Annotated in this window: 14 protein-coding genes and 1 pseudogene; 3 read left to right on the forward strand and 12 right to left on the reverse strand. The window is 72.5% G+C overall.

Going from position 1 to position 12,929, the window contains the following annotated elements:
* Positions 1 to 41 precede the first annotated feature (41 nt).
* From dnaQ to ACE7GA_RS06925, 7 genes and pseudogenes are all read right to left on the reverse strand, one after another.
* Positions 42 to 719, reverse strand: coding sequence for a DNA polymerase III subunit epsilon (dnaQ, locus tag ACE7GA_RS06895; protein ID WP_376097529.1), 678 nt, complete (start codon positions 717 to 719; stop codon positions 42 to 44).
* Between the two features lie 48 nt (positions 720 to 767).
* Positions 768 to 1,043, reverse strand: a complete 276-nt coding sequence (locus ACE7GA_RS06900) for a hypothetical protein (RefSeq protein WP_376097532.1) — start codon at positions 1,041 to 1,043, stop codon at positions 768 to 770.
* 304 nt (positions 1,044 to 1,347) lie between these two features.
* On the reverse strand, positions 1,348 to 1,701 hold the full coding sequence (locus ACE7GA_RS06905) for a DUF1428 domain-containing protein (RefSeq protein WP_376097535.1): 354 nt from the start codon (positions 1,699 to 1,701) through the stop codon (positions 1,348 to 1,350).
* Positions 1,702 to 1,784: 83 nt separating this feature from the next.
* Positions 1,785 to 2,387 carry a hypothetical protein gene (locus tag ACE7GA_RS06910; protein ID WP_376097538.1) on the reverse strand — a complete coding sequence of 201 codons (603 nt, stop codon included), beginning with the start codon at positions 2,385 to 2,387 and terminating at the stop codon, positions 1,785 to 1,787.
* A 141-nt stretch (positions 2,388 to 2,528) separates the two neighbouring features.
* On the reverse strand, positions 2,529 to 3,143 hold the full coding sequence (gene coaE / locus ACE7GA_RS06915) for a dephospho-CoA kinase (RefSeq protein ID WP_376097540.1): 615 nt from the start codon (positions 3,141 to 3,143) through the stop codon (positions 2,529 to 2,531).
* An 85-nt stretch (positions 3,144 to 3,228) separates the two neighbouring features.
* A pseudogene (locus ACE7GA_RS06920) lies at positions 3,229 to 4,099 on the reverse strand (shikimate dehydrogenase).
* A gap of 7 nt (positions 4,100 to 4,106) precedes the next feature.
* Positions 4,107 to 4,418 carry a helix-turn-helix transcriptional regulator gene (locus ACE7GA_RS06925; RefSeq protein WP_376097543.1) on the reverse strand — a complete coding sequence of 104 codons (312 nt, stop codon included), beginning with the start codon at positions 4,416 to 4,418 and terminating at the stop codon, positions 4,107 to 4,109.
* 80 nt (positions 4,419 to 4,498) lie between these two features.
* Here ACE7GA_RS06925 and ybaL point away from each other — a divergent pair, with 80 nt between their 5' ends.
* Positions 4,499 to 6,193, forward strand: a complete 1,695-nt coding sequence (gene ybaL, locus ACE7GA_RS06930; protein ID WP_376097546.1) for a YbaL family putative K(+) efflux transporter — start codon at positions 4,499 to 4,501, stop codon at positions 6,191 to 6,193.
* 300 nt (positions 6,194 to 6,493) lie between these two features.
* On the opposite strand, the gene ACE7GA_RS06935 is transcribed toward ybaL, so the two are convergent.
* The 3 genes from ACE7GA_RS06935 to ACE7GA_RS06945 form a co-directional block, all read right to left on the reverse strand.
* The gene (locus tag ACE7GA_RS06935) at positions 6,494 to 7,360 is read right to left on the reverse strand and encodes a LysR family transcriptional regulator (protein WP_376097549.1); all 867 of its coding nucleotides are present in this window, start codon (positions 7,358 to 7,360) and stop codon (positions 6,494 to 6,496) included.
* Between the two features lie 124 nt (positions 7,361 to 7,484).
* The gene (locus tag ACE7GA_RS06940; RefSeq protein WP_376097552.1) at positions 7,485 to 8,258 is read right to left on the reverse strand and encodes a DUF2076 domain-containing protein; all 774 of its coding nucleotides are present in this window, start codon (positions 8,256 to 8,258) and stop codon (positions 7,485 to 7,487) included.
* Positions 8,259 to 8,375: 117 nt separating this feature from the next.
* On the reverse strand, positions 8,376 to 8,813 hold the full coding sequence (locus tag ACE7GA_RS06945) for a CoA-binding protein (RefSeq protein WP_376097555.1): 438 nt from the start codon (positions 8,811 to 8,813) through the stop codon (positions 8,376 to 8,378).
* 146 nt (positions 8,814 to 8,959) lie between these two features.
* Between ACE7GA_RS06945 and ACE7GA_RS06950 the strand changes: the two genes are divergently transcribed.
* The gene (locus ACE7GA_RS06950; RefSeq protein ID WP_376097558.1) at positions 8,960 to 10,588 is read left to right on the forward strand and encodes a glycoside hydrolase; all 1,629 of its coding nucleotides are present in this window, start codon (positions 8,960 to 8,962) and stop codon (positions 10,586 to 10,588) included.
* 140 nt (positions 10,589 to 10,728) lie between these two features.
* Positions 10,729 to 11,862, forward strand: coding sequence for an OmpA family protein (locus ACE7GA_RS06955; protein WP_376097561.1), 1,134 nt, complete (start codon positions 10,729 to 10,731; stop codon positions 11,860 to 11,862).
* A 6-nt stretch (positions 11,863 to 11,868) separates the two neighbouring features.
* Here the strand turns inward: ACE7GA_RS06955 and ACE7GA_RS06960 are convergent, their stop codons facing one another.
* Positions 11,869 to 12,099 carry a hypothetical protein gene (locus tag ACE7GA_RS06960; RefSeq protein WP_376097564.1) on the reverse strand — a complete coding sequence of 77 codons (231 nt, stop codon included), beginning with the start codon at positions 12,097 to 12,099 and terminating at the stop codon, positions 11,869 to 11,871.
* 12 nt (positions 12,100 to 12,111) lie between these two features.
* On the reverse strand, positions 12,112 to 12,852 hold the full coding sequence (locus ACE7GA_RS06965) for a TSUP family transporter (RefSeq protein WP_376097567.1): 741 nt from the start codon (positions 12,850 to 12,852) through the stop codon (positions 12,112 to 12,114).
* Positions 12,853 to 12,929 lie beyond the last annotated feature (77 nt).

A 12,929-nucleotide genomic window follows, 5' to 3' on the forward strand; every position in this document is an offset into this window, starting at 1 on the left:
CGGCCGGTCGCGCGGATCACCTGCCAGGCCCCCGGCTACCGCTACAGCGTGTCCCAGACCGGGTCCTTCAGCTTCGCCACGAAAGCCGCGTGCCGCTCCATCTCCTCCGGCGTCGGCACGATGGGACGTGGCGTCCAGGCTACCGGCGCCGCCTCGCCCGCCCCACGCGGCCCAGACCCGGCCCGGGCCAGCAGCAGCCCCGGCTGCTTCCCGCCCATGAGTTCGAGATAGACCCCCGCCAGCAGCCGCACGTCGAGCAGCGCGTTGTGCGTCGTCCGCTCCGACAGGTCGATTGCGAAGCGCCGGCACAGCGCATCGAGCGAGTTCGGCAGGCCGGGGAAGCGCTTCTTCGCGATCGCCAGCGTATCCACCATCCGCGCGCGGTCCAGCCGCGGCGCGCCGGCGCGGTCGAACTCCGCGTCAAGGAAGCCGAAGTCGAAGGGCGCGTTATGCGCGACGATCGGGTCATCGCCGAGGAACTCGACGAGACCCGGCAGGATCTCCGCGAAGACCGGCTTGTCCCGCAGCATGTCCCAGGTGAAGCCGTGCACGCGGCTGGATTCCGGCGGCACGTCGCGTTCGGGATTGATCAGCCGATGGAAGTGCCGGCCGGTCGGCAGGAAGTTCACGACCTCGATCGCCGCCACTTCCAGCACGCGGTCGCCGGTGGCGGGGTCGAGGCCGGTCGTCTCGGTATCGAGGATGAGGGCGCGGGACATCGCCGCAGGATACACCGGATCGGCCCGGCCCGCGCGACCCCGCGCCGATCAGGCCATGAGGGCGATGTCCGCCGGCATCACGGTCCAGGTCGGCGGCGCTTCCTCCCCCGGCTGCACCAGCGCGACCGCGGCGAACATCAGCAGGCCGGCCAGCGGCGGCGCGGCACAGAGCCACCAGCCCGCGCGCTCGGGCCGCTCCGGCGGCGGCGGGGCGCGCGGCGCCAGGCCGCGCGGCGGTCCCCCGTCGGCGCCGGCAAAGCGATGGCGCACCGGAACGTTCGGAAGGGGACATTCGAACGCATGGCGAAGCAGGGCGTCGGACATGGCGCGATCTCCGTTCGTCGAGGCCCGACGCTAGGGCGCGCCGAAGCTTGGCGTCCCGAAGGCGCGGCGATGGCAGGCCGAGACTTGCCCGCGATCCGCCGGAGGAACTCGGAAAGACCGCCGATGACGGATGACCGGACGCACTTGGTGCCCTGCGCGAGGCACCACGCCGTCAACCGATCTGAAGGACGGCCTGGGAGCGGCGCAGGAGATCGCCCACGCTCACCGCCAACCGCGGCAACACGACGAACGTCGTTCGCCCGGGGCACATGGTCACGGCGGGCGGTGGCGCGAGCGCTCGCGGCTACAGTTGCAACATCACCTCGAAGCCGCCGTAGATCATGCGCTTCCCGTCGAAGGGCGTGTTCTCCATCTGCCCTCGGAGCCTCGGGTCGGCCATGACCTTCGCGTTCACCTGGTCCCGGCGCGCGCGGGACTCGTAGGTGATCCAGGAAAACACCACGACCTCGTCCTCCTTCGCCTGCACCGCGCGGGGGAAGGATGTCAGGGTGCCGTAGGGGACGTCGTCGCCGACGCATTCGACGTAGGACAGCGCTCCGTGCTCCATCCAGACCTCGCCGGCCGACCGGGCGAGTTCCCTGTAGGCATCCAGGTTCGCCCGCGGCACGGCGACGACGAACCCATCCACGTAGGCCATGGCGGCGCTCCTTCACCAAGAAGCGTCGCCGCCCCGACAGGCGGCCGCAAGCCCGATGCGGACCGGCTCTCAGACCCGGCAGCTCACCCGCTCGGGCCGACCCGAAGGGCTAGCCAGTCCGCGACGGCCTCCGCCGCGCGGCGGGCCGTCATTCCGTCACTCCGCGCCCCGGCTGCCGCGATGCCGGGCTGGGGAAGGCCGACCTGCTCCACCCCGGACGTCGCCGGGCAACGCACGGCCGGCCCTGTCGCCACAGCCAGGAACGGGCCGTCGTTCACGGCGCGGCGGCATCCAGCTGTGACGACGGCCCTCGCGCGCACGACGCCGGCGTCGAAGCCGCCGACGGTCCCGGCCCCCGCCTCGCCAAGGCCGACCGCGGCGGGCGCGAGGTCGCCGAAGCGGGACAGGGCGGCCGCACCTGCCGAGGCAAGCCGCTCGGACGGGGCCACCACGGGGATGACGGTGAAGCCGCGGGTCCGCAGCGCGCTCTCGAAGAGCGAGATCCGGGCCGGAGGGGTCAGGCTGTCCGCGACGAGGACGACGACGTTCCGGGCCGGCGCCGGCACGGGCGGCACCGCGTCGAGGGCCAGCAACGCCAGGCCGGCCAGGCCCGCCGCGACAAAGGCCGGGGTCGCGATCCGCCGGGGAGGGTGGAGGGATCGGCGAGCAGCGACGGGATGCACCACGGGGGGCCTCCGCTGGGTTGGCGGAGCGATCCTGCCGATTCCCGTCGCCGCAAATCCCGAAATCCCGGTGAAATCGCGCCGCCGTGCATGAAGCGCCGCTGAAGTTACGTCAGTGCATCGGAACGTCGCCCGACCGACGTCTCAGCCCGCGCGCAGGCGCGACACGATCCGGCGGACGGTGCGCACGGCTTGATGCCGGGACAGCCCGCTGAGAACGAGGTGGTCGGCGCGGCGCCGGCGCAGCGCATCCGGCACCTGCCGGGCCAGGATCGCGGCGAGGCGTTCCTCCGTCATCCCGCGACGGCGCAGGACGCGGGCCCGCTGCACCGCAGCCGGGGCAGAGACGACCACGACCTCGTCCACGCGGCGCTCTCCGCCCGTCTCGAACAGCAGGGGGATGTCGAGGACGGCGAGCCGTTCCCCGCGCCGCCGGGCCGCCGCGAGGAACCGCCGCTCCTCCCGACGGACCAGGGGATGGACGATCGCCTCCAACTGCCGGAGCGCGGCCCGGTCGGCAGCGTCGTCGCCGAGCACTGCGCGGCGCAGCGCCTCCCGGTCCACCGCGGGGCCGCGGGGCGTGTCGCGCGTGGTTCCGGGGAAGGCAGCGGCGATGGGCCGGACCGCGGCGCCGCCGGGTCCTTGCAGGCGATGCACGGCCGCGTCGGCGTCGAAGACGGGGACGCGCAGCCGGCGGAAGGTCGCGGCGGCCGTGGACTTCCCCATCCCGATCCCGCCGGTGAGGCCGAGCACCTTCACGCGCCGCGCGCCGCGTCCGTCCGCGTCACCGCGAATGGCGGGTGGCCGCGGCCCTGCCCTGGCGTTCCGGACGCCGTGGGGCGGGTCACGCCGCGGCCTTCGCCGCGTTTCGCGGGATGTCCGCCGCGACGTGGTCGCGCAGCGCCGCGTCCACCGCGGGGTCCACGCCGAACCAGGCGGTGAAGCCGCGGCGGGCCTGGTGCAGCAGCATCCCCAGCCCGTCCACGCCGCGCAGCCCGCGCGCCCGGGCGGCCGCCAGCAGCGGCGTCTCGAGCGGGACGTAGACGATGTCCGCCACCACGGCGTGTGGCGGAAGCGGGCGCAGGTCCACCTCCAGCGCGCCGTGCCCGGCCATGCCGAGGCTCGTCGTGTTCACGAGCAGCGCGGCGTCGCGCAGCGGCGGGTGGTCCGCCACCTCCAGCCGCCCCGCGAAGCCGTGCGCCGAAAGGTCGCGCGCCAGCGCTTCCCCCGCGCGGCCGTGCGGTTCACCAGCATGACGCGCGGGCAGCCCGCATCCAGCAGCGCCACCGCAACCGCCCGCGCCCCGCCGCCCGCGCCGAGCAGCACCGCAGGGCCGGCAGCCGGGTCGAAGCCGGGCGCGCCGTCGCGCAGGCTTTCCAGGAAGCCGAAGGCGTCGGTATTCCAGCCCTCGATGCGCCCGTCGCGGAAGATGAGCGTGTTCACCGCACCGATCCGCCGCGCCGCGGGCTCCACCTCGTCGCAGACGGCGAAGGCGGCTTCCTTGTGCGGGATCGTGACGTTGGCGCCGCGGAAGCCGAGATCCGCGAGCGCCCGCACCGCACCCGCGAAGCGCTCCGGCGCCACTGGCAGGGGGACGTAGGCGCCGTCCAGCCCATGCCTCTCCAGCCAGTACCCGTGCAGCCGGGGGAGCGGGAATGGGAGACGGGCCAGCCGAGGATGCCGGCAAGGGCGGCTTGGCCGCTCAGCGTGCGCATGGCCGCATCATGGCAGGGGCTGCGGCGCTTGTCCCGGCGGTGCCCCATGGCCCCCGACCCCCGGCGCGAGGCGCACCCCCGGTCCGCCATCCGCGTCGGCGTCGAGGAGAAGGGCGCCCCCGACCTCAAGTGCCCGGCGCATCGCCGCAGCGCTCGACCGGTGCAGGGCGTGTTGTCCCCCCTCGAAGCCTTGGATGGTGCCGCGGCTGACCTCGGCACGGCGCGCCAGCTCGTCCTGCGTCCAGTCGAGGAGGGCGCGCGCAGCTCTGCATTGTCCGGGAGTCAGGGGCACGGCGACCGAGATAACGTCGGTACGCATCTCGCGCAATCTTCGTCTTTTTGCTTGAAAATTACCCTGTCGGGAGCCTACCTGTCCCGCATCCCCGAGGAACGGAGCCCTTGCCCGGACACCCGACCCCGCTCATCGCCATGATCGCCGCGGGGCTCGGCCTCGCCTTCCTCTTCGGCCTCGTCGCCCATCGGCTGCGGATCCAGCCGCTCGTCGGCTACCTGCTGGCGGGCGTCGCGGTCGGGCCCTTCACCCCGGGCTTCGTGGCAGATGCGGCGCTGGCGACCGAACTCGCGGAGATCGGGATCATCCTCCTGATGTTCGGGGTGGGACTCCACTTCTCGCTGAAGGACCTCGTCTCCGTCGCGCGGATCGCCGTGCCCGGGGCACTGGGTCAGATCGCAGCGGCCACGGTGATGGGCGGCGGCCTCGCCCTCGCGCTGGGCTGGGACCTCGCGGCGGCGCTCGTCTTCGGCCTCGCGCTCTCGGTCGCCTCCACCGTCGTGCTGGTGCGCGCGCTGCAGGAACGCCGGATCATCGACACGGAGCGCGGGCGCATCGCCGTGGGATGGCTCATCGTCGAGGACCTCGCGATGATCGTCGCCCTCGTCCTGCTGCCCGCGCTCGCCGCGGCCCGCGCCGCCGATGGGCCGTCGGGCACGGGGATGCTCCTCACCCTCGGCTGGACGCTGCTGAAGGTCGCGGCCTTCGTCGCGGTCATGCTCGTCGCCGGGCGGCGGGTCATCCCCTGGCTCATGCACTACGCCGCCCATACCGGGTCGCGGGAACTGTTCCGCCTTTCCGTCTATGCCACCGCACTCGGCATCGCCTTCGGGGCCTATAAGCTCTTCGACGCCTCCTTCGCGCTCGGCGCCTTCTTCGCGGGCATGGTCCTCGGCGAGACGAAGCTGTCGCAGCGCGCGACGGAGGAGGCGATGCCGCTCCGCGACGCCTTCGCCGTGCTCTTCTTCGTCTCCGTCGGGATGCTGCTGAACCCCGCCGTGCTGCTGGAACGGCCGGGGGCGGTGCTGGCGACCGTCCTCATCATCATCGTCGGCAAGTCGGTCGTGGCCTACGCAATCGTGCGCGCCTTCGGCCACCCGCCGGGGGTCGCACTGACCGTTTCGGCAAGCCTCGCGCAGATCGGCGAGTTCTCCTTCATCCTCGTTGGCCTCGGCATCACGCTGGGGATGCTACCGGAAGCCGGGCGCGACCTCGTCCTCGCCGGCGCGATCCTCTCGATCCTCATCAACCCCTTCCTCTTCAACTTCGTGGAGCGGCGGCGCGTCGCGGTCCCCGCGCCCCCGCCGGCACCCGCGCCCTCCCCTCCACCCGTCCCGCCACCGGCGCAGCCGGAGGTCGAGGAAGCCCAGCCGACGACCCTGACCGGCCACGACGTGCTCGTGGGCTACGGAAGGGTCGGCTCCGTCGTCGGCGCGGGCCTGATGCGCGCGGGGCGGCCGGTCTTCGTCATCGAGGACGCCGAGGACACGGCGACCGCCGCACGACGGGACGGAGCGGAAGCCGTCGTCGGCAACGCCGCGGCCGCCGACGTCCTGGCGCTCGCGAACCTGCCGGCGGCCCGGCGCCTCTTCGTCACGGTGCCCGAGGCCTTCGAGGCCGGGCAGGTCGTCGAACAGGCCCGCGCGCTCAACTCTGGCCTGGAGATCCTCGCCCGCGCGCATTCCGAGGAGGCGGCACGCCACCTGGAGACGCTCGGCGCGACGCTGACGATCCAGGCGGAGCGCGAGGTCGCGGAGCGGATGATCGAGCGCGCCCGGCGGGCCGACCAGCCGGTGGCCTGATTCGGTGTGATGTCGGTTCGGCGCCGACGCTGGTGGTGCTGCGCGGATGGCCACGGGGAAGGCTTCGCCCTCCCCGGACCCCACCCACCAGGGAGCGAACGCGCTTCCTGGACCCGCGATCGGTTCTGGATGTCCCTGGCTGATGGACCCCCGAAATGGGGTGCATCAGCCAGGGACGTTAAACAGTCCGCGGGGTCCGGGGGGTGCGGTCACCCCCGGGTGGAGGATCTGGGAGGCAGAGCCTCCCGGAAGACACCTGCGCAGCGCCAGCAGGATCAGCACCCAACCGGCATCACCCGATCACGCCGCAAGCGGCGGTGCGGCCCGGACCGTGTCGCGGATCGCCGCGACCAACGGACCCGCGAGGTGCGCCTGGCGGGCCAAGTCGCCGAACACGGTCATCTCCGCGTGGCCGAGCGGTGGCAGGCCCGCGAGCGGCACGAGGCCGTCCGGCAGGCCGGAGGCCCCCATGACCGTCGCGCCCAGACCCGCCTGTGCCGCCGCGGCGACGCCAAGCAGCGAGGGGGAGGTGTAGGTCACCTCGAAAGCGATCCCGGCACGGGCGAGCGCCGTCAGGGCGCGATCCCGGAACATGCAGCCCTGCGGGAGCATGGCGAGCGGGACCGGCCGCCCTTCCGGCACGGACCAGCCTGGCGCGGAGGCCCAGACGACCGGCTCGGTCCAGAGGACGGTGCCTTCCGTTTCTCCATCCCGGCGCTTGCCGAGGACGAGGTCGAGCGCGCCTTCGTCCCGCGCGCGGCGGAGGTCGTGGGAACGACCGACCTCCACCTCCAGCCGGATGCCCGGATACTCGCGGGCGAAGCGGGCGAGCAGCGGGGTGAGCGACCGCGGCACGAAGTGATCGGCGACGCCCAGGCGAAGGCGGCCCGTGACCGGCGGCGCCACCATTCGCCGCACCGCCTCCTCGTTCAACGCGAGCATCCGGCGGGCATAGGCCAACAGCGTCTCGCCCTGCGGCGTCAAGGCCACGCTCCGGGAGGTCCGGTCGAGCACACGCTGTCCCAGAAGGTCCTCGAGCCGCCGGATCTTGAGGGAGATGGCGGACTGCGTCAGCCCGAGCGCCGCCGTCGCCGCGGTGAAGCCGCCGCGCTCGGCCACCGCCACGAAGGCGCGGAGGAGGTCGAGGTCCAGGTCAGGCACGCGCATAGCCGGACGGTGGCGCTCGCCCCCGCTACGGTCAATGAGCGGCGCCAGGGTTCAGGTCGCCCGTCGATGAGAGACCATCATCAGAAAGGGGCGCCCCGCGGTCGCGGGACGCCCCGGTGAGGGATCAGACCTCGTCGTCGAAGCCGCCGGCGTCGTCATAGGCCGCGGCGTCGTTGCCACCCCAGTCGCCCGAGTTGTCTGCCACCGGGGAGGCATCCTGCCCGCCCCAGCCCGACTGATCGGAAACCGGCGCCGCATCCTGCCCGCCCGGATTGGTCCAGGGCGAGGCGCCCGGGGTGTTCACCGCCTCCTCGCCGAAGGAGCCGCCCGCCGTGTTCGTGGCCGCATGCGCCGCGCCGCCGCCGGAGAAGGCGTTCATCAGCACGTTGCCGAGCACCAGGCCGCCGGCCACGCCCGCCGCCGTCATCGCGGCGGTGCGGAGGAAGCCACCGCCCCCGCCCTGCTGCATCATCCCGGGGTTCATGCCCTGCGGGTAGGGAACCGGCTGCGGCGGCGGCGTCATCGGCACCTGCTGCGGGCGTCCGCCGCCGAACATGCCGCCGAAGAGCCCACCGCGGGACCCCTGGTTGGCCTGGGCCTGGCGCTGCGTGTTCTCCAGCTGCCACTCCAGTTCCTGGATGCGGTTCTGCGCCTGGACCAGCGCCGCTTCCTGCACGAAGGCGGTCTGGGTCAGGCGGTACCGCGCCTCGGGGTAGCGGCTGAACAGGTCACTGATCAGCCGGTCCGCCTCCGGGTCCACCGGGGGCAGGTTGGCGTTGGGCTGGGTGCTCGGGACGCTGCGGGCGCCCCAGGGCCCCGTGGAGGCCGGGGCGGCCTGTCCCACGCCTGACACCCGCTCGACGTAGCGGGTGATGATCTGGCGTTCCTCGTCGGTCATCTCGTCCTGGCTCCTGTGGGGCCGTTCGAAGGCTCTCGGGCGGCCTGTTGAAGGGGGCCGCCGGCGCGCGGAGAGGTGGCGCAGGCGGGCAAACCTTTCAAGTCTGTAATCTAGCCGTCAGGCAGGAATCCGCGGCGGCAGGCCGAGTCTCGGCCACTCGATGACGGGACAGCGGTCCATCACGATCGGGATGCCGGCGGCGCGCGCCCGGCCTGCAGCCTCGTGGTTCCAGATGCCGAGTTGGAGCCAGATGGCCTTCGCCTTCAGGCGGATCGCCTCGTCCACCACGGGCCCTACGTCCTCCGACCGACGGAAGACGTCCACGAGGTCGAGGGGACCGGCCTCCTCGAGGCTGGGGACGGAGGCCATCCCGTGGACGGTCCGGCCGTCCAAGGCCGGGTTGACGGGGATCGCCGAGTAACCGCGGTCGAGGAGGAAGCGGAACACCCCGTGCGACGGACGGTTCGGCTTGTCGGAGGCGCCGACGACGGCGATGCGGCGGGCCTTCAGCAGCACCTCGCGGACCTGATCGTCGGTGAGGCCGTCGGTCGGCATGGGCAGATCCCCCGGGTCCGCCGCTCGATGTGGGGCCGCGCCGGCGCCGCCCCAAGCGCCACGCCGCGGGGCGCACGCCACGGGGGGCACGCCACGGGGAGGCGGGGGCTTCGCCGCCGTTCCCGGCGCGGCTACACCCCGGGACCATGGTCCTGCCTCGCAATGCCGTGATCGCGCTTGTCCTCGGCGTCCTCGCGACCCTCCTGATCTGGTGGTTCCCGAACCGCGAGCAGGCGGGCGACGTGCCGATGATGTCGGAGCGCTTCAACTCCGTCTCCTTCGCGCCCTTCCGCCCGGGCCAGTCGCCGCTGCGCGACATCTTCCCGACCGCGGCGCAGGTGGAGGAAGACGTTCGCCTCATCGCCCCCCGCGTCCGCGCCATCCGGACCTACGCCAGCATCGAGGGCAATTACGAGGTCGCGGAGATCGCGGGCCGCCATGGCCTGCGCGTCTGGAAGGGCGCTTGGCTGGGCCGCGACCTGCGGCAGAACGACCGGGAGATCGCGCGCCTGATCGAGACGGCGAACCGCTTCCCGGATGTCGTGGAGCGTGTCGTTGTGGGCAACGAGGTCCTGCTGCGCCGCGACCTGCCGGTGGAGGAACTGGCGCGGCAGATCGACCGCGTGAAGGCCGCGGTGCGCCAGCCCGTGACCTATGCCGATGTCTGGGAGTTCTGGGCGCAGTACCCGGAACTGGCCCGCCACGTGGACGTCGTGACCATTCATATCCTGCCGTACTGGGAGGACGAGCCGCTCGGCGTGGACCGCGCCATGGCCCATGTGCGCGACGTATTCCGGCAGATTCGCGCGATGTTCCCGGACAAGCCCATCGCGATCGGGGAGATCGGATGGCCCTCCATGGGCCGCTGGCGGGAAGCCGCCGTGCCCTCGCGCGTGGAGCAGGCGGTGTTCCTCCGCGACTTCGCGCGCCTCGCGCGGGAAGAAGGCTTCGACTATAACCTGATCGAGGCCTTCGACCAGGTCTGGAAATACAAGAACGAGGGCACGGTCGGCGCGGCCTGGGGCCTCTGGACCGCGGAGCGGGAGCCGAAGTTTTCCCTCTCCGGCCCGGTGCGGGAGAACCCGCATTGGTGGGCCTATGCAGGTGCGGCGTTCTTGCTCTCCGGCGCGTTCTTCGTCGCGACGTCGCTAGCCTTCCCCGCGGCGTCGCGGGCCGCGCTCGCCGCGCTCTCCGTCGCGCTGGGGAACGCGCTGGCCTTCGCCTGGTGCGGCACCTTCCCCTACGCCTTCGACGAACATCAAGCGGCGGCCGGCACTGTGAACGTCGTCGGCCAGGCGCTGCTTGCCGCGCTGCTGCTGCGCCGCGCGGGGATGGTGCTCTCCGGTGGTCCCGTCGAGCCGTCGCGCAACGGCGCGGAGGCCACGGCGAACCTGCGGGGACTCTTCCTCGGCCGCTTCCGGTGGCGGGACTGGCGCGCCTTCGCCTTCGAGGACCTGCTGTTCGTCTTCCTCTGGACCGCCGCGGTGCTGCAACTGCTGCTGCTCTTCGACTCGCGCTACCGCGACTTCCCCTTCCCCACGTTTGCCGTGCCGCTGGTTGCGGTGATCGCGCGCGCCCTGCTGCGGGATCAGCCGCGCGGCGGCGGGGGTTGGGCGGAATGGCTCGTCGGCATCACGCTGGTCCTTGCGGCGCTCGGCAGCGCCTGGCGCGAAGGCGTGCACAACACGCAGGCCCTGGGGTGGACCGCCTGCGCGATCGGGCTGGCGCTTCCGTTGCTGTTCCGCATCCTGTCTCCGCGCCCGCGACGCGCTTAACGTGAAGTGTGCCCCCGGCGACACGGGCCAGGGCCCCGCGCGCGTCGCTTAACCTGTGAAGGTGCCGGGGAGGCCGCGAACGGAGTCCTGCGGGGATGTCACGCGACGCGTTCGCGGCATCCCCGAAAGGAACGGCGCCCATGAACCTGCGACCCCTTCTCCTCGCCTCTGCCCTCCTGTTGCCGGCCGCCGCGCAGGCTCAGCCGGTGACCGGCCTCTACATTGCCGGCGGCTTCGGCGCGAACTGGCTGCAGCCCAACCGCCTCGGCAACGCCGGCCCGCTCACGGAGGAATTGCGGGCCGCCGGCTTCCCCGTGAACGGCGGCAACGCCAAGGTCCAGTACGAGCTCGGCTTCGTCGGCCTCGCGAGCATCGGCTACGGCTTCGGCAACGGCCTGCGCGCGGAGATCGAGGGCAACTACCGCCAGAACGACGTGGACAAGGTCCGCAACATCGGTGCCGCCGGGCTGAACGCGACGGGCCGGTCACGCTCCTACGGCGCGATGGCCAACGTCTTCTACGACTTCGACTTCGCGACCTTCGGCATTCCCGTCCCGTCCTACATCCAGCCCTATATCGGCGCCGGCGTCGGCGCGATCTGGCGGGACTTCGAGGATGTCGGCGCGAACTTCACGGGCGGGCGCATCCGCAGCACCGACAGCGACGTGCGCTTCGCCTACCAGGCGATCGCAGGCATCGGCGTGCCGCTGACCTTCGCCGGCGTCCCCGGCCTGACGCTCACGGCCGAGTACCGCTTCCTAGGCACGGCGGAGCGCGGGGCGGATACGGAAACGTTCGCGGGCGGCTTCACCGTCCGGCGCAGCGGCGCGCGGTCGTCGAACTACAACAACTCCGTCCTCGTCGGCCTGCGCTACGCCTTCAACCAGCCGCGCCCGGCCGTCGCGGCGCCGCCCCCGGCCGCACCGGCCGTGCAGCAGAACGTCGCGCGCACCTACCTCGTCTTCTTCGACTGGGACCGGGCGGACCTGTCGGACCGCGCGCGGCAGATCGTGGCGGAAGCAGCGAACGCGGCGCGCACGGCGCAGGTGACGCGGATCGAGGTCGCGGGCCACGCCGACCGTTCCGGCACGCCGCAGTACAACCAGCGCCTTTCGCAGCGCCGGGCGGAGGTCGTCGCGTCCGAACTCGTCCGCAACGGCGTGCCGCGCGGCGCGATTTCGGTCCAGGCCTTCGGCGAAAGCCAGCCGCTGGTCCCGACCGCCGACGGCGTGCGGGAGCCGCAGAACCGCCGCGTCGAGATCGTGCTGCGGTAAGGCGGGTCAGCCGCGGCGGGCGCCGAGGAAGCGCTCGCCGTCGGCGGTGAGGGCGACGGTGGCGGGTTCGCCCGCCACCGCGCGCCGCGCGATCAGGCGGGAGTCCAGCGCATCCTCCCACACCGGAAGCCGGGGGCAGGAGGTTCGCCAGGCTTCCTGCGTTTCCGCGTAGGGACGGGGCCCCGCGCGAAGCGTCTCCAGCAGGTCCAGCAGCAGCGGCTCGGGTGCTTCGGGCATCGTCCGTCTCCGTCAGGTCAGCAGCAGCCAGGTTCCGTGCGCGACGTAGTAGGTCGCGATCACCGTGATGATGCGCCAGGTCCAGGCGCGGTACTGCCCGTCCGACAGGCGTTCCAGGATCGGCCGGGCCAGCGTGGTTCCGAGCATCGAAGCCACGACCGCGAGAACCGCCAGCAGGGGATCGAGCGTGCCCGCATCCTCCACCAGCGCGCCGATGTAGAGCAGCTTCGCGGCGTGGCAGAAGAGCTGGCAGGCCGCCTTCGTGGCCACGATCTCCCGCCGATCGAGCTTTCCGCCCAGGAAGAACGTGTCCATCAGCGGGCCTGAGACGCCGGTCAGCAGCATCAGGCTCATGCAGGCACCGCCGTAGGCGACGCCCTGCGCAGGCCTTTCGGAGTCGGGCTTCCATCTCGGCGGGAATGCACGGACGAGGAAGGGCGTGATGCCCAGCATGAGGAGCGCGACGGGCTTGTCGGGGACGTAGCGCCAAAGGCTCCACACCAGCATCGCCAGCGCGCAGCCCGCGACGAAGCCGAGGATGGGGCGGAGACGGATATGCCCCCGCCAGAGCAGCGCGCGCCAGCCATTGGACGCGGCCTGCGTCACCCCGTGCAGCAGCATCGCGTCCGGCACCGGGAGAAGGGTCAGCAGCACGCCGACGAGGACCAGGCCGCCCGCCATGCCGAAGATGCCGGAGAGGAGCGCGGTTGCCACCATGACCAGAAGCAGGGCTGCGATCAGGGCGGGCGACATCGGCGGGGTACCTCTGCGCCTGTGATGCGCGTCGCCGTAGCGGTGTGCAAACGGGATTACCTTGCGGTCAGCGCCAG

Source organism: Roseomonas sp. CCTCC AB2023176, from assembly GCF_042259275.1.
Taxonomy (GTDB): domain Bacteria; phylum Pseudomonadota; class Alphaproteobacteria; order Acetobacterales; family Acetobacteraceae; genus Roseomonas.